The sequence below is a fragment of the Pseudoxanthomonas sp. SL93 genome, assembly GCF_026625825.1.
In the GTDB taxonomy this organism is placed as follows: domain Bacteria; phylum Pseudomonadota; class Gammaproteobacteria; order Xanthomonadales; family Xanthomonadaceae; genus Pseudoxanthomonas_A.
This window is the reverse complement of record NZ_CP113065.1, coordinates 3,142,631-3,167,791: the sequence shown is the minus strand read 5'-3', so window position 1 is coordinate 3,167,791 and position 25,161 is coordinate 3,142,631. Positions and strand designations below refer to the sequence as shown.

Below are 25,161 nucleotides of genomic sequence, written 5' to 3'. Positions count from 1 at the left end.
GTTCCGCTTTCCGACGTCGCTCCTACAGGGGACGAAAGCAGACGGCGGACGCACCGATCCGGCATCATGACGGCATGAAGACCTATCTCGTCGGCGGTGCGGTACGCGACCGGTTGCTGGGCCTGCCGCCCGGTGACCGCGACTGGGTCGTGGTCGGCGCCACGCAGGCGGAGATGGAAGCGCAGGGCTTCCGCGCCGTGGGCCGCGACTTCCCCGTGTTCCTGCATCCGCAGAGCAACGAGGAGTACGCGCTGGCACGGACCGAGCGCAAGAGCGGCCGCGGCTATCGCGGCTTCGTCGTGGATGCGGATCCGTCGGTGACGCTGGAGGAGGACCTGCAGCGGCGCGACTTCACCGTCAATGCGATCGCACAGGATCCGGACGGGACGCTGGTCGACCCCTACGGTGGCGTGGCCGACACCCATGCGCGCGTACTGCGCCATGTCGGCCCGGCCTTCAGCGAGGATCCGTTGCGCGTGCTGCGTGCGGCCCGCTTCATGGCCCGCTTTGCCCCATTGGGTTTCACCGTGGCGCCGGACACGATGGCACTGATGCGGGCCATGGTAGCCAGTGGCGAACTGGATACGCTGGTGCCGGAGCGGGTCTGGCAGGAGCTGCGGCGCGCGCTGGGCTCGGCGCAGCCGTCGGCCTTCCTGTCCACCCTGCACGAATGCGGTGCGCTGGCGACGGTGCTGCCGGAAGTCGATGCGCTGTATGGCGTGCCGCAGCGCGCGGAGTTCCATCCGGAGGTGGATACCGGCCTGCACCAGCAGATGGTCAGCGACATGGCGGCGCGGCTGGCAACGGGCGATGCCGTCATCGGTTTCGCCGCGCTGGTGCATGACCTGGGCAAGGCGTTGACGCCGGCCGACGTGCTGCCCAGGCACATCGGCCACGAGCATGCCGGCGTGAAGCCCGTGCTGGCGCTGTGCGAACGCCTGAAAGTCCCGGCCGAGCATCGCGAGCTGGCGGTAATGGCGTGTCGCGAGCACCTCAACGTGCATCGCCTGCCGGAACTGCGCGATGCCACAGTGCTGGAACTGCTGACGCGCTGCGACGCCTTCCGTCGGCCCGAGCGCATCAGCCAGCTGGCGACCGTCTGCGAGGCCGACAAGCGCGGCCGGCTGGGCAGCACCGAGGCCGAGTATCCGCAGGGCCGCGAACTGGTGCGTCTGCACGAAGCCGCCCTCGCGGTCAGCGCACGCGACGTGGCGCGCGAAGGATTGAACGGACCGGAGGTGGGCGAGGCCATGCGCAAGGCGCGCGTCGAAGCGATCCACCGCGCACGCCAGACCTAGAAGTCGCCGCCCCTGAGGGGATTGTTGCCATGTCACATCTGCGCGAAGATGCGGCGGCGAGCGCAGCGCGCTCGCGTTCCCCTTCCAACACGCTCGAGGTCCATGTCATGACGCACAAGGGCACGACCGCATTGCAATGCCTGCTGGTTTCCACGGCTTCCTTGTGGAGCGGCGCGGCACTGGCCGACGACTACATCACCTGCGAGAGCCGCAACGACCGCTACCAGAGCTGCCCGATCTCGACCTCCGGCTACGTCACCCTGGAGCGCCAGATGTCCAGCACGTCGTGCCAGCAGGGGCGTACGTGGGACTACAACCGCAACCAGATCTGGGTGGATGACGGATGCCGGGCGCAGTTCCGCGTGCATACCGGTTCCTCCGGCCACCACGACAGCGACAACCACGATGCGAAGGTGGCGGCCGGCGTGCTGATCGGTGCGGCGATCCTGGGCGCGATGGCGCACAACGCCGACAACAAGGACCACAAGTACGATGACGACGGCTATCAGGGTGCGCGCCACTCTTCGTACGTTCCGGGCTGGATGGTCGGGACGTTCGAGGGCTACAACTCGCTGTACGGCGCAGACGTCACCCTGACCATCGAATCGGATGGCCGTGCGACTGCGCGTTCACGCGGGCAGACCGTCAATGGCTGGATCAACGACGGACGCCTCAACGTGGGCAATACCACGTTCGACATCGACCAGTCGCGCGAAGGCTTCGTCACCTCGCAGCTCGGCGATCGCGACAACGAGGTGCGCTACCGCCGGGTGCGCTGAGCCACCGCGCCCGCGTACGCCGGGGCGTTCAACGCGACAGGCGCAGGCGGCTGATGGTGCCGCGTCCGGGCACCGACTGGATGGACAGGGTCCACCCCAGGTGGTCGCACAGCCGGCCCAGCAGGTCCAGGCCGATCCCGCCCCCCTCGCGCCCGCCACCGCGTGCGATCTGCGTGTAGATGCGGCTGATCTCTTCCGGTGTCATGCCGTGGCCGGGGTCTTCGATGGTGACGGTGGCGTCGGGGTCCAGGCGGACATGGATGGTGCCCTGGTCGCTGTTCTCGATGGCGTTGCGCAGGAGGTTGCCGACCGCGGCCTGCACGATGTGCAGCGGCGCGGACACATGGCAAGGCGCCAGGTCGTCGGCAACGATCGTCAGGTCCTTGCCCTGCATCAGGTAGCGATGGTCGTCGATGATGTCGGGCAGCAGTTCGTGCAGCGGCACGATGTCGTTGCTGCGCGAAAGCCGCTCGGGATCCTTGGCCAGCGTGAGCAGCAGAGCGACCAGCCGCTCCACGTCGCGGGCCGTGCGCAGGACGCGCTGCATCTGGTGGCGGGCGCTGGCTGACAGTTCCGGCTGCTCGAGCGCGAGTTCGCTGGCGCCGGCGATGATGGCGATGGGGGTACGCAGCTCATGGCTGGCGGTATCGATGAAGACGCGTTCGCGCTCGACGAACTCTTCGTGCCGTCGCAGGTAGTCGTTCAACGCACCCGCGATGACGGCCAGCTCGGAGCTGGCGGTGTCGCCGACGGTGATGCGCTGGCCGGTGTGGTCCGGTTCCAGCGCACCGATGTCGTCAGCAAGTTGCGTCAGCGGGCGCAACGAACGGCGCAGGCCCCAGGCCACCAGCGTGCCCATCACCAGCACCAGCGTCACCGCCAGCCCGAACACGAGCAGGGTCAGCGTGTCCTCCTGCGATTCCAGCTCGGTGATGTCCAGCACCAGGGTGTAGCGAACGCCATCGACGGTCTGCACCAGCACCAGGACTTCGCGGTCGCCGAGGACGAGTTCGTCGTGGATGCCTTCGGGCAGCGTCGCCACTTCGGCAGGCATCGCGCGCGCTTCCGCGGAGGTGTAGAGCTGCAGGCTGTCGGTGTCGCTCCAGCGGTAGCCGGGGTCCTCGGCACTGCGCTGCAGGTGGTGTTCCAGTTCCGTCTTCAGCAGCGAGTCCCATACCAGCCGCTCGGCGATCTCGTTGACCAGGAACCCGTGCAGCATCACCGCCGCCGTCAGCAGCAACGCATAACCGCCCAGCCAGGCCAGGATGTGCGAACGCAGGCTGCGCCTAGGCTTCATCGGCCGGTCCCCTGGTGGGCACGGCGATCCGGTAACCGGTGCGCGGCAGGGTCTGGATAAGCTTCACCGGGAAGGGGCCGTCGACGCTGCGCCGCAGCTCGTAGACATGCGAGCGCAGCATGTCGCCATCCGGTGGATTGTCGCCCCACAGCGCGCGCTCCAGCTGCTGGCGCGTGACCGCGGCGGGGCTGGCCTGCATGAGGGTTTCCAGCAGCTTGCGGCAGGCGGGGTACAGGTGCAGCGGCTGGCCAGCACGGGTAGCTTCCAGCGTGGCCAGGTCGAGTTTCAGGTCGTGCACTTCCAGCACCTTGCGACGCTGGCGGCCGTGCGCGCGCGCCATCAGTGCTTCCAGCCGTACTTCCAGCTCGGGCAGCGCGAACGGTTTGGTCAGGTAGTCGTCGGCGCCGGCGCGGAAGCCGACGATCTTGTCGGGCAGTTCGTCGCGCGCGGTCAACATGATGACCGGCACGCCGGACCCGTGTTCGTCCCGCAGCCGGCGCAGCACTTCGGGCCCCTCCAGCCGCGGCAGCATCCAGTCCAGCACGATGGCGTCGTAACCCTGGGTAGTGGCCAGGTGCAGGCCGGTGATGCCGTCGGGGGCGGCATCCAGGGTATGCCCCCGCGCCTCGAAATAGTCGAAGAGGTTCGCCACCAGGCTTCGGTTGTCTTCGATCACCAGCAGCCGCATGGTGGGAACTCGTCCGTGGGAGGCAAGGGGAGAAACGGCAGCGTGCCAGCGGCGCCGTCGAAAAGCTGTCGGAAGCATTCCGACGGTTCTCCCACGCCGGTCACGCCAGCATGGCGCCCTGTCCTCGTCTCCGGCACGGCGCCTGATGCCTACTGTTCCACAAATCCGCCCGCGCGTGGGCGTGACGGTGCTGCTGCTGTGCGTCGCGTTGTCGCTGCTGGCCGGGCTGGGCATGCGCGAGCCGATGCCGCCGGACGAGCCGCGCTTCGTGCTGGCGGCGCGGCAGATGGTGGAATCGGGCCAATGGCTTTTCCCGCATCGCGGCAGCGAGCTCTACGCCGAGAAGCCACCGATGTTCATGTGGTTGCAGGCGACCGGCTACCTGGCGGTACGCAGCTGGCAGGTGGCATTCCTGCTGCCGTCGCTGCTGTCGGCACTGCTGGTGCTGTGGCTGAGCGGCGACCTGGCACGACGCCTGTGGGGTCGATGGGCGAGGCCGTATGCCGTGCTTGCCCTATTCGCCTGCCTGCAATTCGGGCTGCAGGCCAAGCGCGCTCAGATCGACATGGTGCTGGTGGGCATGACCACGCTGTCGCTGTGGGCACTGCTGCGTTACCTGCTGGAACGCCCCGCTTCCGGCCGGGCCGATCCGCGCCTGCTGGCGCTGGGCACCTTTGCCGCCGGCTTGGGTACGGTGACAAAGGGCGTGGGCTTCCTGCCCTTGCTGGTGTTCCTGCCATGGCTTTGGGTGCGAACGCGATCGCCACACGCGCTTGCCCGGGTGCGCGGCGTGCATGCGTGGGCCGGCATGGCGGGCTTCCTGCTGGGGGTTGGCGTATGGCTGGCGCCGATGCTGTTGGCGGCACTTTCCTCAGCGGACCCGGCGCTGCACCAGTACACGCGCGACATGCTCTTCAAGCAGACCGGCACCCGCTATGCCAACGCGTGGCATCACGTGAGGCCGTTCTGGTACTACCTGCAGGTGATGGCCACCTTGTGGCTGCCGGGCGTGCTGCTGGCGCCTTGGCTGCTGCCCGCGTGGTGGCGGCGCATCAGGCGCGCGGATGCACGCTGGGTGCTGTTGCTGGGTTGGTCGTTGCTGGTGCTGCTGTTCTTCTCCGCCAGCCCGGGCAAGCGCGAGGTCTACATCTTCCCGATGCTGCCTGCGTTGTGCGTGGCCGCAGCGCCACTGCTGCCGGCGTTGCTGCAACGCACGGGCGTACGTGCCGTGCTGTGGGGCTACGTGGGCATGTTGTCGCTGGCGGCACTAGGCATGGGCGCGTGGTTGCTGGCGGCACCGCCGGCGCGGCTGCAGGCGATCATCGAAGGGCGTGGCCTGGAGCTGGACACGCTCGCAACGCTCGCCATGTGGTTGCTGGCGTTCGGCGCGTTCGCACTGATGGTGATGGCCGTTGCGTGGTGCGCGCCGCGGCGCAGGCCCGGCGTGGCAGTGGTGCTTGTCAGCGCGGCCCTGTGGACGACGTACGGCGTGGGGCTGATGCCGGCCCTCAGCCCCGACAGCTCGGCACAGGCGCTGATGCAGCGCGTCGGCGCGCGGATCGGACCGGATGCCGAACTGGCCATGCTGGGCTGGCGCGAACAGCATCTGCTGCAGGCCGACCGGCCCACGGTCGACTTCGGTTTCAAGCAGCCGTGGGCGGCGCAGTGGCAGCACGCGCACGCGTGGCTACGGGAGGCGCCGCGCACCCGCTGGCTGTTCCTGCGCAAGGAGGCGATCGGTCCCTGCCTCGATCCCGCCAGGGTCATCGACATCGGCGCGTCCAATCGCCGCGCATGGGTCCTGGCACCGGGCGATGCATGGATGGCGGACTGCGAGGTGCCCGCGGACTGGTCGGCGAACGTCAGCGAAGACTGAATCGCATGCCAACGCCGCCTGCGTGCGAGAAGCATTCGCACGCGGATTAACACTGCTCCGACGGCACTCCGACCGCACTACGACACCGCCACGGCGAGCATGCGCGGACTCTCCTCCGCCCACCCCATCGCATGTCTGCTGCCTCACCACATCCACTCCCAATCGCTCCCCTGCAAGGCATTTCCGCGTATCGCCGCGCATCACCGCGGTGGATGCGCTGGTCCATTCCGGTTCTAGCCTCGGCCTGGCTGCTGTCGCGGCAGCTGGACATGGTGCTGGCGCATCTTGTCTACGCATCGGAAGGTGGCCATTGGGCGCTCAGGCAGAACGCATGGCTGGAGATCGCCATGCACCGTGGCGGACGCGCGGCCAGCCTCAGCGTCTGGCTGTCGCTGCTCGCCGCCACCGCATGGCACTGGCGCAAGAGTGACGCGGCGCGGTGGACACGTCCGGCAGCAGGTCTGCTCCTCGCCACGCTGCTGTCGAGTGTCCTGGTCGCATGGCTGAAGTCCATCACGCAGATGGACTGTCCGTGGGATCTGCTGGCATTCGGCGGAGCGCGTCCTTTCATTCCGCTGTTCGCCGCGCGCCCGGCGGGCCTGGGAGACCCCGCCTGCTTTCCCGCAGCGCATGCCGCCACTGGCTACGCGTGGGTGGCGCTCTATTTCTTTCTTGCACAGGTGCGGCCGTCCTGGCGATGGCTGGGGCTGGCAACCGGCATGGCGGCCGGCATGCTGTTCGGAATCGCGCAGCAACTGCGCGGCGCGCACTTCCTCTCGCACGACATCGCCAGTCTGACGCTGTGCTGGGGCATCACGCTGCTCGTCGACCGGATCATGGCGGCGCACGCCGGCAATACCGGGAAGCCCGCGTGATGAGCACCTCCATCCTGCCGTGGCACTCCCTTCCGCGCTGGTGCGAACGCACCTGGGCGCTGGCGAAAGTGCGCCCCGTGATGAGCAGCGAAGGCCTGATCATTGCCGGTTCCGTCTACTTCAGCCTGTTCAGCAATGCGATGTTCTGGAGATCGGCGGCGCCGGCGTTGCCAAGCCAGTGGCTATGGGCGGCCTCGCTGTTCCTGCTGGTGACGGCGGTGCATGGGGTCTGGCTGTCGGTCCTGGTGTGGGAGCGCACGGCACGCATCGTGCTGACGGCGCTGCTGCTGGTTTCCGCGCTCGCGGGGCACTACATGGCGGCCTACGGCATCTACATCGATGCGGACATGATCCGCAACGTGCTGCACACCGACTGGCGCGAAGCCAGTGAACTGGCGGGCATGGATAGCGTGCTGTCCCTGCTGCCGTCACTGCCGGCGATCATGCTGGCATGGCGGGTAAAGGTGCAGAGACGGTCATGGAAGCCGGCCGTGCTGGCGAGGGTCGCACTGCTGGCCAGCCTGGTGTTGATGGCCGCCGCAGGCGCGGCCTCCTCCACGCAGCGACTTACCGCGTTCCTGCGCAACCAGCGCGAGGTCCGCTATCTGGTGACGCCGGCGAACGTGCTGGTCTCGCTCGCGAAAGTCGTCAGCGAAGAGCCCCCCGGCAAGGCGCGGGTCCAGACACCGATAGGCGAGGACGCGCTGCAATCCCCCGCGGCAGGGCGGCGCCGGCCACGGCTGCTGGTCCTCGTGGTCGGTGAAACCGCACGCGCGGCCAACTGGGGGCTCAACGGATATGCGCGCCAGACCACGCCGGAGCTTGCCATGCGTGGCGTGATCAACTTCCCGCACGTCACCGCCTGCGGCAGCAGCACGGAAGTCTCGCTGCCTTGCATGTTCTCGGTGCTGGGACGCGAGCATTACGATGAGAAGGCAATCCGCGGCCAGCAGTCGCTGCTTCACGTGCTGCAACGCGCGGGTGTCGCCACGCTGTGGCGCGACAACCAGTCCGGCTGCAAAGGTGTCTGCAGCGGCCTGCCGCAGGAAGACCTGCGCGCACGGGGAGATGCCGGGACGTGCACGGAACGTCGCTGCTTCGACGAAGTACTGCTGCAGGGCTTGCCCGCGGTGGTGGCGAAGCAACGTGGGGACCAGGTGATCGTGCTCCACATGCTGGGCAACCACGGCCCCAACTACTTCGAACGCTACCCGCCCGCCTTCCGCAGGTACCTGCCGGTCTGCGAGACCTCGGACCTGGGCCGGTGCAGCCGCGAACAGATCGTCAACGCCTACGACAATGCCCTGCTCTACACGGACCATGTGCTGGCGGGTGCCATCGACCAGCTGAAGACCGTACCCGGCTACGACACGGCGATGCTGTACGTGTCGGATCATGGCGAATCGCTTGGCGAAAAGGGCCTGTACCTGCACGGCATGCCGCGCGCGCTGGCGCCGCGCGAGCAGCTGGACGTGCCGATGGTGGCGTGGTTCTCGGAAGGCTGGCAGCGCGCGACACGGCTGGACCAAGGCTGCGCGCGCCAGCATGCCGGCAGCGGGCAGTTCACCCACGACAACCTGTTCCACACGGTCCTGGGCCTCACCGACGTGAAGACCGCCCTGTATCGCCCGGACCACGACATTTTCCTGACCTGCCGTGCGGATAATGCCGGACCGGTATCAGGAGGTTCGCCATGAGCCCGATCTCGGTCGTCATCCCCGTCTTCAACGAAAGCGGCAACATCGGTGGACTGGTGCGGGAGGTCACCCAGCATCTGCGCGGCGTCGTGCCTTTCGATGTGCTCTGCGTGGATGACCACTCGGACGACGACACCCGCACGGTGCTCGCCGCGTTGAAGGAGGAAGTGCCTGAACTTCGCGTGCTGCTGCACCACCGTCGCTGCGGCCAGAGCACCGCCATCCGTACCGGCGTGAAGCACGCGCTGTCGCCCTGGATCGTCACCCTGGACGGCGATGGCCAGAACGACCCCGCCGACATACCGAAGCTGCTGGCGGCACGCGAGCAGGCCGGCGCGCAGACGAAACTCTTCGCCGGCTGGCGCGTGAATCGCCAGGATTCCACCAGCAAGCGCTGGGCATCGCGCTGGGCCAACCGCATCCGGCAGGCACTGCTGCACGACGACACGCCGGATACCGGCTGCGGCATCAAGCTGTTCGAGCGCGCGGCGTTCCTCGAGCTGCCCTACTTCGACCACATGCACCGCTACCTGCCGGCCCTGATGCAACGCGCGGGCTGGAAGACGGTGAGCGTGCCTGTATCGCATCGTCCGCGCGTCTCGGGTACGTCCAAGTACAACAACCTGGGGCGCGCGCTGGTAGGCATCCGCGACCTGCGCGGCGTGGTGTGGCTGATACGCCGCAGCCACGTGACGCCGGTCAGCGAACTCAACCATGGTCGCGTGCCATGAGCGCCATGGATCAGGAAATCCTCTGGCTGGGATGGACCGGCCTGCACATGACGCCCTGGAAACTGATCGGCCTGACCGGCGCGGCGATGTTCGGCGGGCGATGGCTGGTGCAGTTCACCGCCTCGCGTCGTGCGCGGCGACCGGTCATCCCGCGCCTGTTCTGGTACATGAGCCTGTGCGGCAGCGTGATGGCGCTGAGCTACTTCCTGTTCTCGTCGAAGCAGGATGCGGTCGGCGTGCTGCAGAACCTGCTGCCGGCATTCACCGCCGCCTACAGCCTTTACCTGGATATCCGCCATCGCGAGCCATCCGCGACGCCTGGCGGGCCCGCCGACATGCCATTGCCGCACTCGCAGGCGAAGTAACCTCAGCTGCGGTTGGGCGTGAGTTTCAGCAGGCGTCCACTGCCGCCGTCCTCCAGCAGCCACAGGTTGCCGTCAGGGCCCTGCTCCACTTCGCGGATGCGGCGGCCCATCGGGTAGCGCCGGACTTCCCGTGCCTGGTTGCCATTGAACTCGATCTGGATCAGTGCCTGCGACGCCAGGCCACCAATGAATCCCTGTCCGCGGAACCACGGGAACTGGTTGCCGGAATAGATCACGAAGCCCGCCGGCGCGATCACCGGGGTCCACCACGCCTCGGGCGCGTTGAATTCGGGGCGCGTGGGATGATCCGGAATGGTCCTGCCGTCGTAGTGGTCGCCGTTGGAGACGACGGGCCAGCCATAGTTGGCACCGCGTTCGATCAGGTTGAGCTCGTCGCCACCGGCGGGACCCATTTCATGGGTCCAGAGCCGTCCGCTGGCGTCGAACGCGATGCCCAGCAGATTGCGATGGCCCAGCGACCACACCTGGGCTGCGATGCCGCCCTGGGCGGCGAAGGGGTTGTCGGGCGGCACCGAACCGTCGTCGTTCAGGCGGATCATCTTGCCCAACGAGGATTGCAGATCCTGCGCCGGCGTCTGCTGGTCGCGCTCGCTGGACGTGATCCACAACTTGCCGTCGCCACCGAACGCCATGCGGTGACCGAAGTGGTTGGAGCCGGACACTTTCGGCAACTGGCGCCAGAGGACCTGCAGGTTGGACAGGCTGCCGCCGTTGCCGGACGCGTCGAGGACCAGCTGCGCGCGCGCCACCGCCGCCCCACGGGTGCCGTTGCTGCCGGCTTCCGCGTAACTGATGTAGACCCAGCGCGTCTCGCTGAAACGCGGGTGCAGCACCACGTCGCCGAAACCGCCCTGCCCGCCATACGACACGGCCGGTACGCCGATGACTTCGCCGACCTGGCCGGTGGCGACATTGGCCAGACGCAGCTTGCCGGATTTCTCCGTGACCAGCAGGCGACCGTCCGGCAGGAAAGTCATCGCCCATGGTTCGTTGAAGGTCAGGACGGGCGTACTGGTGAACGGCGGGTCGGGAACCTGTCGCGCCCGCGACAGCCCTGCCATCACGCGTTGTCCTTCGGACGCCGACGCCGGCGGTGAGGCTGCCGTCACCGGTGTTGCAGCCACGGGTTCTGCCATGTCGCGCGGCGGGTTGACGAGGAGGGTCGGCGTTCGGGTTTCAGCCGCCTTGCTGACCAGCACCACTTCCGCGCCCTCCGCATCGACCTTGGCGCTTTCGCAGCTCGCGAGCAGGAGGCAGCAGAGAACAGGCAGCACGGCTTTCATGGAATGATCCCGGCAGGTGGACGCCGCTGTTGTACACCCGGCAGGTGAAGAAAAGCGTGACGGGCTTCCGCCCAGCGCTGATCGGTGCGTCAGATCTTCAGGTACCAGCCGCGCCGGTCCATGCAGGCCACGATGACCCACCACAACGACACGAACGCCAGCGCGAAGGCCAGCGAGGGCAGGTACGGTCCGAAGCGCGGCGTCATCCAGCCGGCGAAGCCGTGATGGTAGATCGGCTGCAGCCAGCCCAATGCGATCAGCGGATAGACCATCGCCGCCGAGCCCACGTAGGCCGCAATGGCGTTGACACCGAAGCGACGCCCCCATGCCGACCAGTCACGGCGATCGATGGCGACATGGCACAGCAGCAGTGCCAGCATCGCGCAGCCCGCGGTGAACAGGGTGTAGGAAGACGTCCACAGGTTCTTGTTGAGCGGCATGACCGGTGCCCATGCCACGCCCGCCAGCAGGCAGACCACGCCCGCGGCCAGCAGCCACTTCGTCCGGCCCGCCCGCAACCACGCACCGGCGCGCAGCCCCAGCAAGGTGGTGGCGAGCGCCGGCAACGTGCTGAGCAGGCCTTCGGGATCATGGCCACGCAGCATGGTGGCGTCCCACTGGTAAAGCATCGGACCCAACAAGGCGGTGTCCAAGCGGCTCGCCAGATTGGTGAACGGCGCGTAGCCCCCCGGGGCAAGCAAGGCCCAGTATCCCGACAGCAGCGCGATGACCAGCGCCCATTGCACGCGCGGCGTGGCATGGATCGCGAGCACCCCCGCCACGGCGAAGCACACGCCGATCCGCTGCAGCACGCCCCATGGCCGGAACCATGGCTTGTCGAGCAGCCAGAACGCCAGCAGGTGCAGCAGCAGCCCGAGCGCGATGATCTTGACGGCGCGCCACAGCACGCCCTGCGTCAACGCGGGCGAGGATGCCCCCGCTTCCACCCTCGGTACGATGCCCAGCGCGATGGAGACGCCCACGACGAACAGGAAGAACGGGAACACCAGGTCGGCCGGCGTGCACCCATGCCATTCCGCATGCAGCAGCGGCGCGTAGACATGCGCCCAGTCGCCCGGCGTATTGACCAGCAGCATGGCCGCCACGGTCATGCCGCGCAGCGCATCGACGGAAGCGAAACGGCTTGCCGGGACGGTCATGCGCGCCATCCGCAGAGGATCAGGCGCCGGCGATCCACGTATCGACCACGCGCAGATCCTCGTCCAGCGCCACCAGGTCAGCCCGGTAGCCTGGCGCGATGCGGCCATGCGATGCGCCCAGGCCGAGGAACTCCGCCGGGTAGGTCGAAGCCATGCGCGCCGCCTCGTCCAATGTCAGTCCCAGCAGGCGCACGCTGTTGCGCACGGCGGTGCCCATGTCCAGCGCGGAGCCGGCCAGCGCACCGGCTGCATTGCGAACCACGCCGTCGATGGCGGTGATGGTCTCGCCATAGAGATCGAACGACGGATCGTCCGAACCGACCATCGGCATCGCATCCGTCACCAGGAAGACCTTGCCGCGCGGCTTGGCCGCCAGTGCCACGCGCAGGCTGGCCGGATGCACATGCACGCCGTCGACGATGACGCCACACCAGCTGCCGTCATCCTCCAGCGCCGCGCCCACCGCGCCGGGCTCGCGCCCCTGCAATGGGGACATGGCGTTGTAGAGATGGGTGAAGCCGGTGATGCCGGCTTCGATGCCGGCGCGGACCTGCTCATACGTCGCCGCGGTGTGGCCGGCTACGACGATCGCGCCGCGTTCCACCATCGACCGGATGGTGTCCGCGGGGACCTGCTCGGGCGCCAGCGTCAGCAGTGTCACGCCATTCTCCAGCGACGTCGCCATCCGTACTTCGTCGGCGCCCGGCACGCGGAACTTGCCGGCGTCGTGCGTGCCCTTGCGCGCGGGCGCGAGGTACGGACCTTCCAGATGGATGCCCAGCACGCCGGGCACGCCCTGTGCGATCGCGTCATGCGTCGCGTCGATGGCGCGCTGCATGACGCTGGCATCGTCGCTGATCAGCGTGGGCAGCAGGCCGGTGGTACCGAAGCGGCGGTGCGCCTGCGCGATGGTGCGGATCGCATCCACCGTGGTCGTGTTGTTGAACAGTACGCCGCCGCCGCCGTTGACCTGCGCGTCGATGAATCCCGGCAGCAGCCAGGCGCCGTGCAGATCGCGCCGCGCCGCGTCGCCGGGAATGGCGTCGTTGGCCACCAGGTCCGCGATCCTGCCCTCCTGCATCACCACGGCCAGGCCGGTGACGAAGCCTTCGCTGGTCAGTACGCGCGCATTGAGCAGGGCAACGGGACCACTCATACGGTTTCGGTGACCTTGTTGAGGTGCGGCGGCACGTCCGGATTATGGCCACGCCGCAGCGCGAGCGCATTGATCGCGCGATAGAAGCTCTGGATGGTCAACAGTGGGGCACAGGCCGGATGGGGGCCGTGCACCAGCGGCAGGATGTCCTCGCGCGCGGCACCCGCGTCGCCATGCTGCGCGGCGACCCACACCTGGGCGCCACGCCCGCGGAACTCGCGCGCCAGCGCCAGCGTGCCGGCTTCGGTTTCATCCGGCTGCGCGAAGCAGAGCACCGGGAATCCCGGACCCACCAGCGCCATCGGCCCGTGCTTCACTTCGGCCGAACTGTAGGCTTCCGCGTGCAGGCCGCAGGTTTCCTTGAACTTCAGCGCGGCTTCCTGCGCCGCCGCCAGTCCCAGGCCGCGGCCCAGCACGAACAGGTTGTGCGCATCGACCAGGCCATCGGTCACCGACGACCAGTCGGCCTGCCAGGCGGCGCGCAACGCATCGGGCAACTGCGTCAGTGCGTCGCGCAGCGGCGCTTCGTCCTTCCAGTACGCCGCCAGCTGCAGGATCGCGGCCAGCGAGGCCAGGTAACTCTTGGTGGCCGCCACGCTGCGCTCCGGCCCTGCATGCAGCGGCAATACCGTGTCGGCCAGCGCCGCCAGCGGCGAGTCCTCCACGTTGACCAGGGCGACCACGCGCGCACCGGCATCGGCGGCCGCCGACGCATTGCGCAGCAGGTCGGGGCTCTTGCCCGACTGCGACACCACCACGTACAGCGCGCCGTCCAGCTTCTGCTTCGCTTCGTACACGGAACCGACCGAAGGCGATGCGGAAGCGGTCACCAGCCCCAGCTGCGTCTCGAATAGGTACTTCGCGTACGTGGCGGCGTGGTCGGAACTGCCGCGCGCACAGGTCACCACGAACGGCGGCGGATCGCGGCGCAGGTCGGCGGCGAGTTTCTGCACGGTGGCTTCATTGCGCGCGTACTGCGCGGCGATGACGTCGGCAGCCTGGGCCGCCTCCTGGTGCATCAGGGTCTGCGCGGGGTTGGGCAGCGGAGCGGAATCAGTCATGGGTCGGCGGTTCGGGTCGGTCGGTGCGCGGGCGGACCGGCGCAGTGGAACCACGCACCACCAGCTGCGGCACGAAGCCCTGGTTGTGCACGGCGGTGGGTTGGTCGTCGTACGCGTCCTGGCGCAGTCCGGCGATCAGCAGGCGCGCGGCCTGCTTGGCGATGTCTTCGGTGGCCTGCTTGGCGGTGGTCAGCGGCGGCCACGACTGCTTGGAGAACGGGCTGTCCTCAAAGCCGGCGATGGACAGGTCATAGGGCACGTTCATGCCGGCGGATTTCGCGGCGGCCAGCACGCCGGCGGCGATCTCGTCGTTGGAACCGAAGATGGCGGTTGGTGGTTCGCGCAGCGCCAGCAACCGGCGCGCGCCGCGGAAGCCATCGTCGAAGGTGTAATCGCCCGGCACCACCAGGTGCTTGTCCAGGGTGATGCCGTAGTCCTTCAGTGCCTTCTCGTAGCCGGCATAACGCTCGGTGCTGGACCGGTGCGCCAGCCCGCCCCACAGGAAGCCGATGCGCTGGTGGCCAAGCTGGATCAGGTGTTCGGTGATCTCGTAGGCGGCATCGCGATCGTCCACGTAGACGCAGGCATGGCCGTCTTCGGGATCCTCGGTCGCGGCGATGATGCGTACCAGCTTGACGCCGCGCGCGGCCAGCGTACCGACCAGATCGGCGCGCTCCGACATCGGTGCGGTCAGCACCAGACCGGCCAGGCGCGAGCGCTGCACGAATTCCACCAGCTCCTCCGCCAGCAGCGGCGACGTGGAATCCACCGGATGGATCTGCAGGCCGAAGCCGGTTTCCTTGCACGCCGCCAGCACCCCGTTCTGCACGCCGATGATGTGGTAAGGATTGGGGTTGTCGTACACCAGCCCGACCACGAACGGCGTGCCGCTGCGCAGGTTGCGCGCGGACTGGTCCGGTTCGTAGTCCAGCTCGGCGATCGCGTGCAGCACGCGCGCGCGGGTGCCCTGCATCACCGAGGGCTCGTTGTTGATGACCCGCGAAACGGTCTTCAACGACACCTTGGCGCGCTCGGCGACATCCTTGATGGTGGGTCTGCGCATGCTGGAATCTGTCATGGTCATGAGTCCGCAATGATGCCCGGATTCCGTCCTGCCGTTCAGCCCGACCGCGCCTGGCCGACGCGGTGGCCATGCAGGGCGAAATACAGGATGTACAGGTAGCACGGCACCGCCAACGCCAGGAACACCAGCTGGAAATCGTGGTGCTGCTTCAGCACCGCGAACAGCTGCGGGATCAGCGCGCCGCCGGCGATGCCCATGATCAGGAGCGCGGACCCGGTTTCGGTGAAGCGGCCCAGGCCCTTGATGGCCAGCGGGAAGATCGCCGGCCACATCATCGCGTTGGCGAAGCCCAGCGCGGCCACGAAGCCCACCGAGACGTAGCCTTCGGTCAGGAAGGCGCCCACCGCGAACAGCACGCCCAGCACCGCCGACACACTGAGGTAGCGTTCCTGCGAGATCAGCCGCGGAATCGCCAGCAGGCCGACCACGTAGCCGATCAGCATCGCGAACAGCGTGTACGAGGTGAACAGCTTGGTGCGGTCCAGCGGCAGGCCGAAGCCATTGCCGTAGGTGCCGATGGCGTCGCCGGCCAGCACTTCCACGCCCACGTAGACGAACAGGCACAGCACGCCCAGCCACAGGTGCGGGAACTGCAGGATGCTGCGACGGCCGCCGTCGCCCGCGGTACCGGCGGCTTCTGCGTTGGCTTCGGAGGATTTCACCTCCGGCAACGGCGAGAACAGGATGGCGATGGCCACCACCACCAGCACGCCGGCCATCACCAGGTAGGGCGCGTGGATCTTGGCGGCGAACCGGTCCAGCAGCACCGCCCGGGTCGCGGCGTCCGCCGCTTCCACCTGGGTGGAGAGGTCGCCGATGCCCTGCAGCACCAGCGTGCCGATCACCAGCGGCGCCAGCATGCCGGCGACCTTGTTGCAGATGCCCATCAGCGCGATGCGCTGCGCGGCGCTCTCGATCGGCCCCAGGATACTGATGTACGGATTCACCGCCGTCTGCAGCAGGGCCAGGCCGCCACCGATGACGAACAGCCCGGACAGCGCGCCCGGATACCAGCGCTGCGTCGAGAACTCCCCGAACAGCGCGGCACCCACGGCCATCACGAACAGGCTGATCGCCAGGCCCTTCTTCATGCCGGTGCGCTTGTGCAGGGCGGCCGCCGGCAAGGCCAGGAAGAAGTAGGACAGGTAGAACACCATCAGCACGAGGAAGGCATTCACTTCGTCCAGGTCGAAGGCCAGCTTCACGAAGGTGATCAACGGACCGTTGATCCAGGTGAAGAAACCGATGATGAAGAACAACATGCCGATGATGGCGATGGAGGTGGCATGCCGCGGGGCGGCACGCGATGTCGTATGGAGCTGGCCGGGAACGGCGGTCATGTCTGCGGAACTCCCCTGCGATGGCTGGGCCGTGGGCACCGCGTGCCTGCGACGCAGGCCGGGAGCTCGGCAATGACTGGGAACAACGTTGTCACAAAATTGCCTGACGGACTACCAGGACCCCCTGGATCAGCCGCTGAAACAGCCTTTGTGTCACAGCAGATCCTGTTGCGGCGCAACACAAAGTCCGTACGGACTTGCCTCATAACCTTCTGAAAATGAACCTTCAAATCCAGATATGCAGGCAATAACAAGCTGAACACGGTGATCGTTCTTCCCATAGGCCAATCCACCACCGTGCCCACCCCTATTTCATGACAGAGTGTTGACAACGTTGTCAAATGCCTCACACACTCCGGCCGCATCAGGGTTGCCTGCCAACCCGGCTCAGCGAACATGTGGGGAGACGTGTGGTCGCAATCGCCAATCCATTGCCGACGGATGCCATGACCCACGCGGGCGATGCCTTCATCGCCGCCGACGTCGGTGGCACGCATGTGCGCATCGGCCTGGTGCGTGGCAGCGCCGATCCGGCCGCGCCGGTCAGCGTGCTCGACTACCGCAAGTACGCATGTGCGGATTACCCCGCCCTGGCTGACATCCTGCAGGACTTCCTGTCGCACCTCGGCGGCGCCCGCATCACGCGCGGCGTGATCGCCAGTGCCGGTTATCCGCTGGAAGACGGCACCGTCATCACCAACAACCTGCCCTGGCGGCTCTCACCCGCGCAGATCCGCGAGCAGCTCGGCTTCGACGACTTCCGCCTGGTCAACGACTTCGAAGCCGTGGCGCATGCCTCGGCGCAGGTCGATGCCAGCCAGGTGCTGCAGCTCACGGGCCCCTCGGCCGCGCCTGCGCGCGGTCCGACGTTGATCCTGGGCCCGGGCACCGGACTCGGTGCGGCCGTGTGGATCCCCACCGGCAAGCGCGCCGTGGTCCTGGCCACCGAAGCCGGCCAGGCCGCGCTGACCGCGGGCAACGCGCTGGAAATGGCGCTGCTGACGGAAATGCTGAAGACCCGCGCGCACGTGCCGGTCGAATACGCGTTGTCGGGCCCCGGCCTGATGAACCTGCATGCCACGCTCTGCGCGGTGCGCGGGCAGGCCAATCCCCACACCACGCCGGGCGAGATCACCGCGGCCGCATTGGACGGCAGCGATCCGCTCGCCCGCGAAAGCCTGGACGTGTTCTGCGGCCTGCTGGGCAGCGTGGTGGGCGACATGGCGCTGCTGTACGGCGTGCAGGGCGGCGTGTACCTGGCGGGCGGGATCCTGCCGAAGATCCGCGACTTCCTGATTGGCAGCAGCTTCGTGCCGCGGTTCCTCAACAAGGGATCGATGCGCGAAGCGTTGGAGCGAATTCCCGTGAAGCTGGTCGAACACGGACAACTGGGCGTGATTGGGGCAGCCCGGTGGTATCTGGACCAGCGTAACGGCGATTGAGTGAGGCGCCGGGACAGGCGCAGGCGTCACCCGTGGTGCGCGGCCATCCGCACAGCACTTCTTGCAGCACAGCACCAGGCACGGCGGCGAAAGCGAAAGCAGATGTTGCCGAAACTCAAAACAATGATGGGAGAGACATCATGAAGCACCGCAAATCGATCCTTTCGGCCTCCATCGCGGTAGGACTCGCGTTCTCGCTGCAGGTCAGCGCGCAGGAATCCACGCCGGCACCCGCACAGCAGGCTACCGACCTGGACACCGTGGTGGTGACCGGCATCCGTGGCAGCATCGAGAAAGCCCTCGACGCGAAGCGCGACGCGGCGACCCACGTCGAAGTCGTCACGGCCGAGGACATCGGCAAGCTGCCGGCCAAGAACGTGGCCGACACCCTGCGCCAGCTGCCCGGCGTCAACATCGCCTCGTCCAGCGCCAGCGAAGGCGGCTTCGACGAAGCCGACCGCGTCAGTCTGCGCGGCACCAACCCCAGCCTGACCCAGACCCTGGTCAATGGCCACACCATCGGCACGGGTGACTGGTTCGTGCTCAGCCAGGTGGGCAACGTCGGCCGCAGCGTGAGCTACTCGCTGTATCCGTCCGAGATCGTGGACCGCGTGGTCGTCCACAAGACCTCCGAAGCGAAGCTGGTCGAGGGCGGCACTGCCGGCTCGGTGAACATCATCACCCGCCGTCCGCTGCAGTTCGCCGAGCCGCTCACCATCCAGGGCTCCATCGGCGCGGTGCATTCCGACCTGCCGGGCGACACGAAGCCGCAGCTCGACGCGCTGCTGAACTGGCGCAATGAAGAGCGCACCGCGGGCTTCATGGTGCAGGTGTTCAACGAGGAGCGCAGCCTGCGCCGTGATGGCCAGGAAGTGGTCGGCGGCTACGGCACCATCACGTCGACCAATCCCGAACTGAATGGCGTGCTGTATCCCAACCTGATCGGCGCCGCCTACTTCGAGCAGGTGCGCAAGCGCAAGGGCGGCGTCGCCAACATCGAAGCCAAGGTCACCGACAACCTGACCCTGAACGTCAATGCGTTCTACTCGAAGCTGGAAGCGGACAACTACAACCGCAACTACATGATGTGGGCCAGCCAGTTCGTCAACTCGCAGACGCCCAGCAGCTATACGGTGCAGAACGGCGTGCTGACCAGCGCCACCTACGATCCGGTGACCTCCACCACGATCACGCCCTACGGCGTGTACGACATGATCTCCCGTCCCGGCGCGGTCTCCACCTCGAAGTACATCGCGCTCGACGCCGAATGGAAGGCCAGCGATGCACTGGAGTTCGTCTTCCAGCTGGGTACCACCAAGGGCACCGGCTCCAGCCCGACCCAGGATGTCCTGGAAACCGGGGTGGCCGGCAATGCCGGCGCAAGCTGGAGCATGAACGGCGTGGGTAATCCCATCGACTGGTCGCTGGGCGGCACCAACACGGCCTCCAACCACCTGCCACAGAACGGCTGGATCTTCGGCGCGCAGGGCATCGACGTGCTGGACAAGGAGGACTGGGCCTCGGCGGACGGCAAGTTCTTCTTCGACGACGGCGTGCTGTCCACGCTGGACTTCGGCTATCGCTACGCCACGCACGAACGCAGCAATGACTTCTCTATCGCCCAGGGCCCGAACTGGGCCAGCAACTGGACCGACATCAATGCCTATCCTGCTGCAGGCGGCGCCTACCCGGGTGATTTCGGCAGCGGCGTCGGCGGCAACGTGCCGTCGGGCATCTGGTACTACACGCCCGGGCAGCTGGCGCAGATCAACGCCGAGTTCGCCAACCGGAACAACCCCGAGCGCTTCTACTTCTCCGACGTGTACGGCGTGGAGGAAGACATCAACGCGGTGTACGCACAGCTGAACTTCGGTGGCGACCGCTGGAGCGGCAACGCCGGCCTGCGCTACGTGCGCACGACGACGGACGTCCATTACAACCAGGCGCTCGCCGTCAATTCCGGCATCCCCGGCGCGATCACCGGTTCGGCATTCGGCGACTACCTGCCGGTCCTGGTCAACAACGACTACAACGAGCTGTTGCCCAGCGTGAACTTCAAGTTCGAACTGACCGACGACCTGGTCGCACGCGTGTCGGGCAGCAAGACGATGACCCGCCCGGACTTCTCCGCGCTGGCCGGTTCGCTCACGCTGAACGACCTGACGCACGAAGGCAGCGGCGGCAATCCGAACCTTGATCCGCTGGTGTCGACCAACTTCGATGCTTCGCTGGAGTGGTATTTCGCACCGCGCGCCCTGCTGGCCGCCAGCGTGTTCTCGATGGATCTGGACGGCTACGTCGATTTCGGCAATGTCATCGTCCAGTACAAGGACCAGCAGGCCAGCCAGGCCGCCGGCACCGACGTCTACAGCGACTACCTGGTGTCGATCCCGGTCAATTCGAACGGCAAGGCCCGGGGGCTGGAGCTGACTTACGAGCAGCCGATCGGCGAGAACTTCGGCATCAACGCCAACTACACCTACGTGGATGGCGAAGCCGATGGCGGCAAGCCGCTCAACGGAACGTCCGAGAACACGTACAACCTGTCGGCTTGGTACGAGAATGACCGTTTCAACGCCCGCGTGAACTACAGCTATCGCAGCTCGTTCTATGCCGGCGTCAGTCGCGCCGACAACTTCTACCAGGACGACTTCGACACGGTTTCGGCCTCGCTCGGCTTCAAGGCGACCGACTGGCTGACGATCAGCCTGGACGGCCTCAACCTCAACGATCCGAAGCTGAAGTACTACACCGAGAACGATGCCGTTCCGGGCTACCTGCCGCATGCCTTCTACAGCAACGGTCGCCAGTACTACCTGAACTTCCGCTTCAAGTTCTGATGATGGTGATGTAAGGGACTCTCTCCCTCTGCGGGCCTGGACTTGTCCGGGCCCGCTTTTTTTGGGCACTCTGCCCACGACGCACTCCGAGAGCCACGATGAAACGATCCTCCTGGTACCACGCCCTGGCCTTGGCGGCCTTCACCGTTCCCCTGCTGGCGACCACCGCCTGCAGCCCGCGCACCGGCACCGATGATGCGCCCGCAGCGCAGGCCACCGGAGCCGTCATCACCCCGGCCCTGATCCCCGCGCCCGCGCTGCTCGACCTGAAACAGGGACAGTTCACCGTGGACGCGGGCACGCCGATCCACGCGGAAGGCGAAGCCGCGCAGCGCGTCGCCGCGCAGTTCGCCGGCTTCCTGGGCAAGGCGGGCAAGGCCGTGCCAGCGGGCACCGGGAACACCGGCGGCATCCGCTTGGTCATCGATGCGACGGCAAAAGCGCCATCGCCGGAGGCCTACGTGTTGGACGTCACCGCCGACGGCATTACCGTGAAGGCTGCCGATGAGCGTGGCCTGTTCTACGGCGCCGTGACGCTGTGGCAGCTGATCACGCAGGGCGATGGCGCCAGCGCGGTGTTGCCCGCCTTGCACATCGAGGACGCCCCCCGCTTCGGCTGGCGCGGCTTCATGCTGGACCCCGCGCGCCACTTCCAGAGCGTGGACGAGGTCGAGAAGGTCATCGACGCGATGGCCCTGCACAAGCTCAACACCCTGCATTGGCACCTGACCGACGACCAGGGCTGGCGTATCGAAATCAAGCAATACCCGAAGCTCACCGAGATCGGCGGCTGCCGCATTCCCGCCGGTGATGGCGGCAAAGACCCGAAGACGGGCGAACCGCGCCCCTACTGCGGTTTCTACACGCAGGACCAGATCCGCGACGTGGTGAAGTACGCCGCCGAGCGCCACATCACCGTGGTACCCGAGATCAACGTGCCCGGCCATGCCACGGCCGCCATTGCCGCGTATCCGGAGCTGGGCTCGATCAACACACCGCTGGTGCCGTCGAACGAGTGGGGCGTGTTCCCCAACCTGGTCAACGTGGAAGAACCGACGATCACGTTCTTCGAGAACGTGCTGGGCGAAGTGGTCACGCTGTTCCCCGGCACCTACGTGCACATCGGCGGCGACGAAGCGGTCAAGGACCAGTGGGAAGCCTCCGCGCGCGAGCAGGCCCGCATGCGCCAGCTCGGCGCGAAGACCGAGATGGACCTGCAGGGTTATCTGGTCGAGCGCCTGGAGAAATACCTGGCCGGGCATGGCAAGCGCTTGATCGGCTGGGACGAGATCCTCGAGGCCAAGCTGCCGCCGGAAGCCACCGTCATGTCGTGGCGCGGCATCGAGGGCGGCCTGAAGGCCGCGCGACAGGGCCACGACGTGGTGATGTCGCCGTCGAACAAGACCTACCTGGACTACCTGCAGACCGCATCGCCAAACGAACCGCCCGGGCGCCCCGCGCTGATCACGCTGCAGGATGTCTACGCGTTCGAACCGGTGCCGCCGGAACTGGAAGAAAGCCAGCGCCACCACATCCTCGGCCTGCAGGCCAACCTGTGGACCGAACACACCCGCACGTTCGAACGGCTGCAGCACAATGCATTCCCGCGCCTGGCGGCCGTCGCCGAAACCGGCTGGTCACCCGCCGCGAAGAAGGACTTCGCGGATTTCACCGCGCGCCTGCCCGCATTGTTGAAGCGCTACGATGCCATCGGGCTGGGTTACGCGAAGACGCCGTTCGAAGTGGCCATCGCGGTGGAGGAGGATCGCAAGACCGGCACGGCGCAGGTCACGCTGTCCAATCCGCTGGGCTACCCGGTGCACTACACGACCGATGGCAGCGCGCCCACGCCGCAGTCGGCAACGTACGCAGCCCCCATCGCCGCGAAGCTGCCCACCACCGTGCGCGCGGCGGCGTTCGCCGACGGGCGCGCCCTGGCGCCCGCGTCCACGTTCGAGCTGACGCCCGCCTCCCTGCTGACGCGCACGGATGAAGCGATGGCCGTATGTCCGGATGCCGGCCGCCTGCTGCTGCGCCTGGAAGACGATGGCCCGGCCGATGGCGAACGCGCGATCTTCAACGCCACCATCTTCTACCCGTGCTGGCAGTGGAACCAGGCGGACCTGGACGGCATCGCCTCGATCAAGGTGCGCGCCGGACGCATTCCGTACTACTTCCAGCTGGCCCACGACGAACCGCACCGCACGTTCGAAGCGGCGAAGTCACCGCTGGGCGAACTGGAGATCCTGGGCGGCGGCTGCAAGGGACGCACACTGGCCACCGTGCCGTTGCCGGCGGCACCGGACGCCGACGGTTTCATCAACCTGGACGCCGCCCTGCCCGCGGGCACGAGCGGCAGGCAGGACCTGTGCGTGCGCTTCACCGGCGATACGCGTCCGCAGATGTGGGTACTGGACCGCATCACGCTGCAGCCGCGCTGAGCGCTGCCGCGATTGCGGGAAGAAAGCCGGGCATGTCCCGGCTTTTTTCTTGCTCAGGCGCGGGCCGGCAACAGGCGCGCTTCCATCGCCTGCAGCAGGTGCCGCGCCGGTGTCAGCACGGTGGCCAGGCCCGCCATCGCGCCGAGGGTATTGGCCAGCGCGTCGCGTGGATCGCCCATGCGCGTGGTCGTGAGCATGCCCTGTGCGAATTCCAGCCCGATCCCCAGGCCGACCAGGGCGACGGCCACGGCGACGCAGGTGCCGCGGTCGCGGAAGATCTGCACGGCGGCCGCCGACAGCAGCGCATAGGCGAGGAAATGCTCGACCTTGTCGCCGCCCTCCGGCACCGGCGGCAAGCCGCTCAGGTTCACCAGCGACAGCACGACCACCGCCGCCACGGCCACCAGCCACAGGCCCAGCCATACGCGGGGCCGATGGAACGGCTTGAGAGCGAGGAAGCCGCTCACAGCCGCCAGCTCAGGTCGTTCATCAGGAACGCAGTGCCGAACTCCACGTCGCGCGAAAAGCCCATCAGCTGGAAGCGCTCGCCCATCTCGCTGGGCAGCGTCAGCCGCTTGGCCTCGTTGCGCAACCGCAATAACGTGGCGGCGTCCGCACGTGCTTCGGCCTCGTCCAGGCGCTCCTGCAATCCATTGCCCAGCAGGAAATTCGCCTGCGTGGTGTAACCGGCCAGATCGAACCCTGCGTTGGTACCGGCCTCGGCCAGTGCGGTGAAATCCACCGAGGCGGTCAGGTCCTGCAGGCCCGGCCACAGGTACGCATCGGCATGCGTGCGGTGGCGGTAGAACGCACGCAGCGTGCCCTGGTCGCGGTCGGGCAGGTAGTACTCGCGGCGCGGATAGCCGTAGTCGGCGAACAGCATCGCGCCGGTGTCCAGCCCACCCATCACCGCCTGGATCCAGTACGGCAGCTGCGGCAGCAGCTCGGAACGGTAACCGTCGGGGAACGGCTGCTCGAGGTAGCGCTCGACGTGGCGGACGGCCGCGGCAAGCAATGCATCGGCCGGGCGATCGGTTCGCACGAAACGGCCTTCGTCGTCCAGCGCCACCGCTTCCTCGAACACCTCGCCATCCCGCAGCGTGAAGCGCGGTGTCGGCAATGCATCGATCACTTCGTTGGCGAACAGCACGCCATGCCACGTTTCCGACGGCGGCGCGTCCAGCCATTCGACTAGGTCGAACACCGGCGGGATCAACCGCTGCGCCAGGCGTTCGCGCTGGCGTTCGCGCAGGTCGGCGCTCGGTTCCAGGATGGCATAGCGTGCAGGCAGCGCATCCAGCGCCAGCAACCGCTTCAACACGACCTCGGCGAATGCACCGCTGCCGCCGCCGATTTCGACGAACTCCGCCTGCGGCCCGACCTGCTGCAGCACCGGTGCCACCGCCTGCGCGACGCAACTGGCGAACAGCGGACCCAGTTCGGGCGCGGTGGTGAAGTCACCGGCTTCGCCGAACTTGGTGCTGCCCGCGCTGTAGTAGCCAAGTCCCGGGGCGTACAGGCAGCGCTCCATGAAGCGCGAAAAAGGGAGATGACCGCCATTGCCGGCGATCTCGGCACGGATCAATCCGGCCAGTCGCCCGCTGTGGGCGAGCGCGTCGTCGTCGGGGAGGGGCAGGTCGGCCTGCATGCGGCACCGGAAAGTGAGATGTAGTGCCATTGTACGTGGTGCCTGCAATCCCTCGGCCAAATGCTGGCAATGCCGGAAG

Annotated in this window: 20 protein-coding genes; 10 read left to right on the top strand and 10 right to left on the bottom strand. The window is 67.3% G+C overall.

Features of this window, described 5'->3' with window-relative positions; translation table 11 throughout:
* Positions 1 to 74 precede the first annotated feature (74 nt).
* Together OVA13_RS14825 and OVA13_RS14820 are read left to right on the top strand one after the other, a co-directional pair.
* Positions 75 to 1,298: a multifunctional CCA addition/repair protein gene (locus OVA13_RS14825; RefSeq protein ID WP_267791233.1), complete on the top strand. Its 1,224-nt coding sequence runs from the start codon at positions 75 to 77 to the stop codon at positions 1,296 to 1,298.
* Positions 1,299 to 1,327: 29 nt separating this feature from the next.
* Positions 1,328 to 2,077 carry a DUF3011 domain-containing protein gene (locus OVA13_RS14820; RefSeq protein ID WP_267791232.1) on the top strand — a complete coding sequence of 250 codons (750 nt, stop codon included), beginning with the start codon at positions 1,328 to 1,330 and terminating at the stop codon, positions 2,075 to 2,077.
* Between the two features lie 28 nt (positions 2,078 to 2,105).
* Here the strand turns inward: OVA13_RS14820 and OVA13_RS14815 are convergent, their stop codons facing one another.
* Positions 2,106 to 3,374 (bottom strand): ATP-binding protein, encoded by a 1,269-nt coding sequence (locus tag OVA13_RS14815; protein ID WP_267791231.1) that lies wholly within the window; start codon positions 3,372 to 3,374, stop codon positions 2,106 to 2,108.
* On the bottom strand, positions 3,364 to 4,062 hold the full coding sequence (locus tag OVA13_RS14810) for a response regulator transcription factor (protein ID WP_267791230.1): 699 nt from the start codon (positions 4,060 to 4,062) through the stop codon (positions 3,364 to 3,366). Before OVA13_RS14810 ends, OVA13_RS14815 begins: the two co-directional genes overlap by 11 nt.
* Before the next feature lie 145 nt (positions 4,063 to 4,207).
* Between OVA13_RS14810 and OVA13_RS14805 the strand changes: the two genes are divergently transcribed.
* The 5 genes from OVA13_RS14805 (at position 4,208) to OVA13_RS14785 (ending at position 9,606) form a co-directional block, all read left to right on the top strand.
* A complete protein-coding gene (locus tag OVA13_RS14805; RefSeq protein ID WP_267791229.1) occupies positions 4,208 to 5,938 on the top strand; it encodes an ArnT family glycosyltransferase in 1,731 nt (576 codons plus the stop codon).
* Between the two features lie 212 nt (positions 5,939 to 6,150).
* Positions 6,151 to 6,813, top strand: coding sequence for a phosphatase PAP2 family protein (locus tag OVA13_RS14800; RefSeq protein WP_267791228.1), 663 nt, complete (start codon positions 6,151 to 6,153; stop codon positions 6,811 to 6,813).
* Positions 6,813 to 8,510: a phosphoethanolamine transferase gene (locus OVA13_RS14795; RefSeq protein WP_267791227.1), complete on the top strand. Its 1,698-nt coding sequence runs from the start codon at positions 6,813 to 6,815 to the stop codon at positions 8,508 to 8,510. Before OVA13_RS14800 ends, OVA13_RS14795 begins: the two co-directional genes overlap by 1 nt.
* Positions 8,507 to 9,241: a glycosyltransferase family 2 protein gene (locus OVA13_RS14790; protein WP_267791226.1), complete on the top strand. Its 735-nt coding sequence runs from the start codon at positions 8,507 to 8,509 to the stop codon at positions 9,239 to 9,241. Before OVA13_RS14795 ends, OVA13_RS14790 begins: the two co-directional genes overlap by 4 nt.
* Positions 9,238 to 9,606, top strand: a complete 369-nt coding sequence (locus OVA13_RS14785; RefSeq protein ID WP_267791225.1) for a lipid-A-disaccharide synthase N-terminal domain-containing protein — start codon at positions 9,238 to 9,240, stop codon at positions 9,604 to 9,606. Before OVA13_RS14790 ends, OVA13_RS14785 begins: the two co-directional genes overlap by 4 nt.
* A gap of 2 nt (positions 9,607 to 9,608) precedes the next feature.
* Here OVA13_RS14785 and OVA13_RS14780 read toward each other — a convergent pair whose 3' ends face one another.
* The 6 genes from OVA13_RS14780 to OVA13_RS14755 form a co-directional block, all read right to left on the bottom strand.
* Complete coding sequence (locus OVA13_RS14780) at positions 9,609 to 10,688, bottom strand: PQQ-dependent sugar dehydrogenase (protein WP_267793545.1); 1,080 nt, start codon at positions 10,686 to 10,688, stop codon at positions 9,609 to 9,611.
* Positions 10,689 to 10,999: 311 nt separating this feature from the next.
* Positions 11,000 to 12,070 carry an acyltransferase family protein gene (locus OVA13_RS14775; RefSeq protein WP_267791224.1) on the bottom strand — a complete coding sequence of 357 codons (1,071 nt, stop codon included), beginning with the start codon at positions 12,068 to 12,070 and terminating at the stop codon, positions 11,000 to 11,002.
* 19 nt (positions 12,071 to 12,089) lie between these two features.
* The gene (gene nagA / locus OVA13_RS14770; RefSeq protein WP_267791223.1) at positions 12,090 to 13,226 is read right to left on the bottom strand and encodes an N-acetylglucosamine-6-phosphate deacetylase; all 1,137 of its coding nucleotides are present in this window, start codon (positions 13,224 to 13,226) and stop codon (positions 12,090 to 12,092) included.
* On the bottom strand, positions 13,223 to 14,287 hold the full coding sequence (locus OVA13_RS14765; RefSeq protein WP_267791222.1) for an SIS domain-containing protein: 1,065 nt from the start codon (positions 14,285 to 14,287) through the stop codon (positions 13,223 to 13,225). The genes nagA and OVA13_RS14765 overlap by 4 nt, the downstream gene beginning before the upstream one ends.
* Positions 14,280 to 15,350: a LacI family DNA-binding transcriptional regulator gene (locus OVA13_RS14760; RefSeq protein WP_267791221.1), complete on the bottom strand. Its 1,071-nt coding sequence runs from the start codon at positions 15,348 to 15,350 to the stop codon at positions 14,280 to 14,282. The genes OVA13_RS14765 and OVA13_RS14760 overlap by 8 nt, the downstream gene beginning before the upstream one ends.
* Before the next feature lie 56 nt (positions 15,351 to 15,406).
* Entirely contained in the window at positions 15,407 to 16,711 is a 1,305-nt protein-coding gene (locus OVA13_RS14755) for a sugar MFS transporter (protein ID WP_267791220.1), read from the bottom strand.
* A gap of 446 nt (positions 16,712 to 17,157) precedes the next feature.
* On the opposite strand from OVA13_RS14755, the gene OVA13_RS14750 reads away from it, so the two are divergent.
* From OVA13_RS14750 to OVA13_RS14740, 3 genes are all read left to right on the top strand, one after another.
* Entirely contained in the window at positions 17,158 to 18,153 is a 996-nt protein-coding gene (locus OVA13_RS14750; RefSeq protein WP_267791219.1) for a glucokinase family protein, read from the top strand.
* A 140-nt stretch (positions 18,154 to 18,293) separates the two neighbouring features.
* Positions 18,294 to 20,993 (top strand): TonB-dependent receptor, encoded by a 2,700-nt coding sequence (locus OVA13_RS14745; protein ID WP_267791218.1) that lies wholly within the window; start codon positions 18,294 to 18,296, stop codon positions 20,991 to 20,993.
* 98 nt (positions 20,994 to 21,091) lie between these two features.
* Complete coding sequence (locus OVA13_RS14740) at positions 21,092 to 23,434, top strand: beta-N-acetylhexosaminidase (protein ID WP_267791217.1); 2,343 nt, start codon at positions 21,092 to 21,094, stop codon at positions 23,432 to 23,434.
* A gap of 53 nt (positions 23,435 to 23,487) precedes the next feature.
* Here OVA13_RS14740 and OVA13_RS14735 read toward each other — a convergent pair whose 3' ends face one another.
* Positions 23,488 to 23,901 carry a VanZ family protein gene (locus OVA13_RS14735; RefSeq protein WP_267791216.1) on the bottom strand — a complete coding sequence of 138 codons (414 nt, stop codon included), beginning with the start codon at positions 23,899 to 23,901 and terminating at the stop codon, positions 23,488 to 23,490.
* Positions 23,898 to 25,082 (bottom strand): class I SAM-dependent methyltransferase, encoded by a 1,185-nt coding sequence (locus OVA13_RS14730; RefSeq protein WP_324288291.1) that lies wholly within the window; start codon positions 25,080 to 25,082, stop codon positions 23,898 to 23,900. Before OVA13_RS14730 ends, OVA13_RS14735 begins: the two co-directional genes overlap by 4 nt.
* Positions 25,083 to 25,161: the final 79 nt, after the last annotated feature.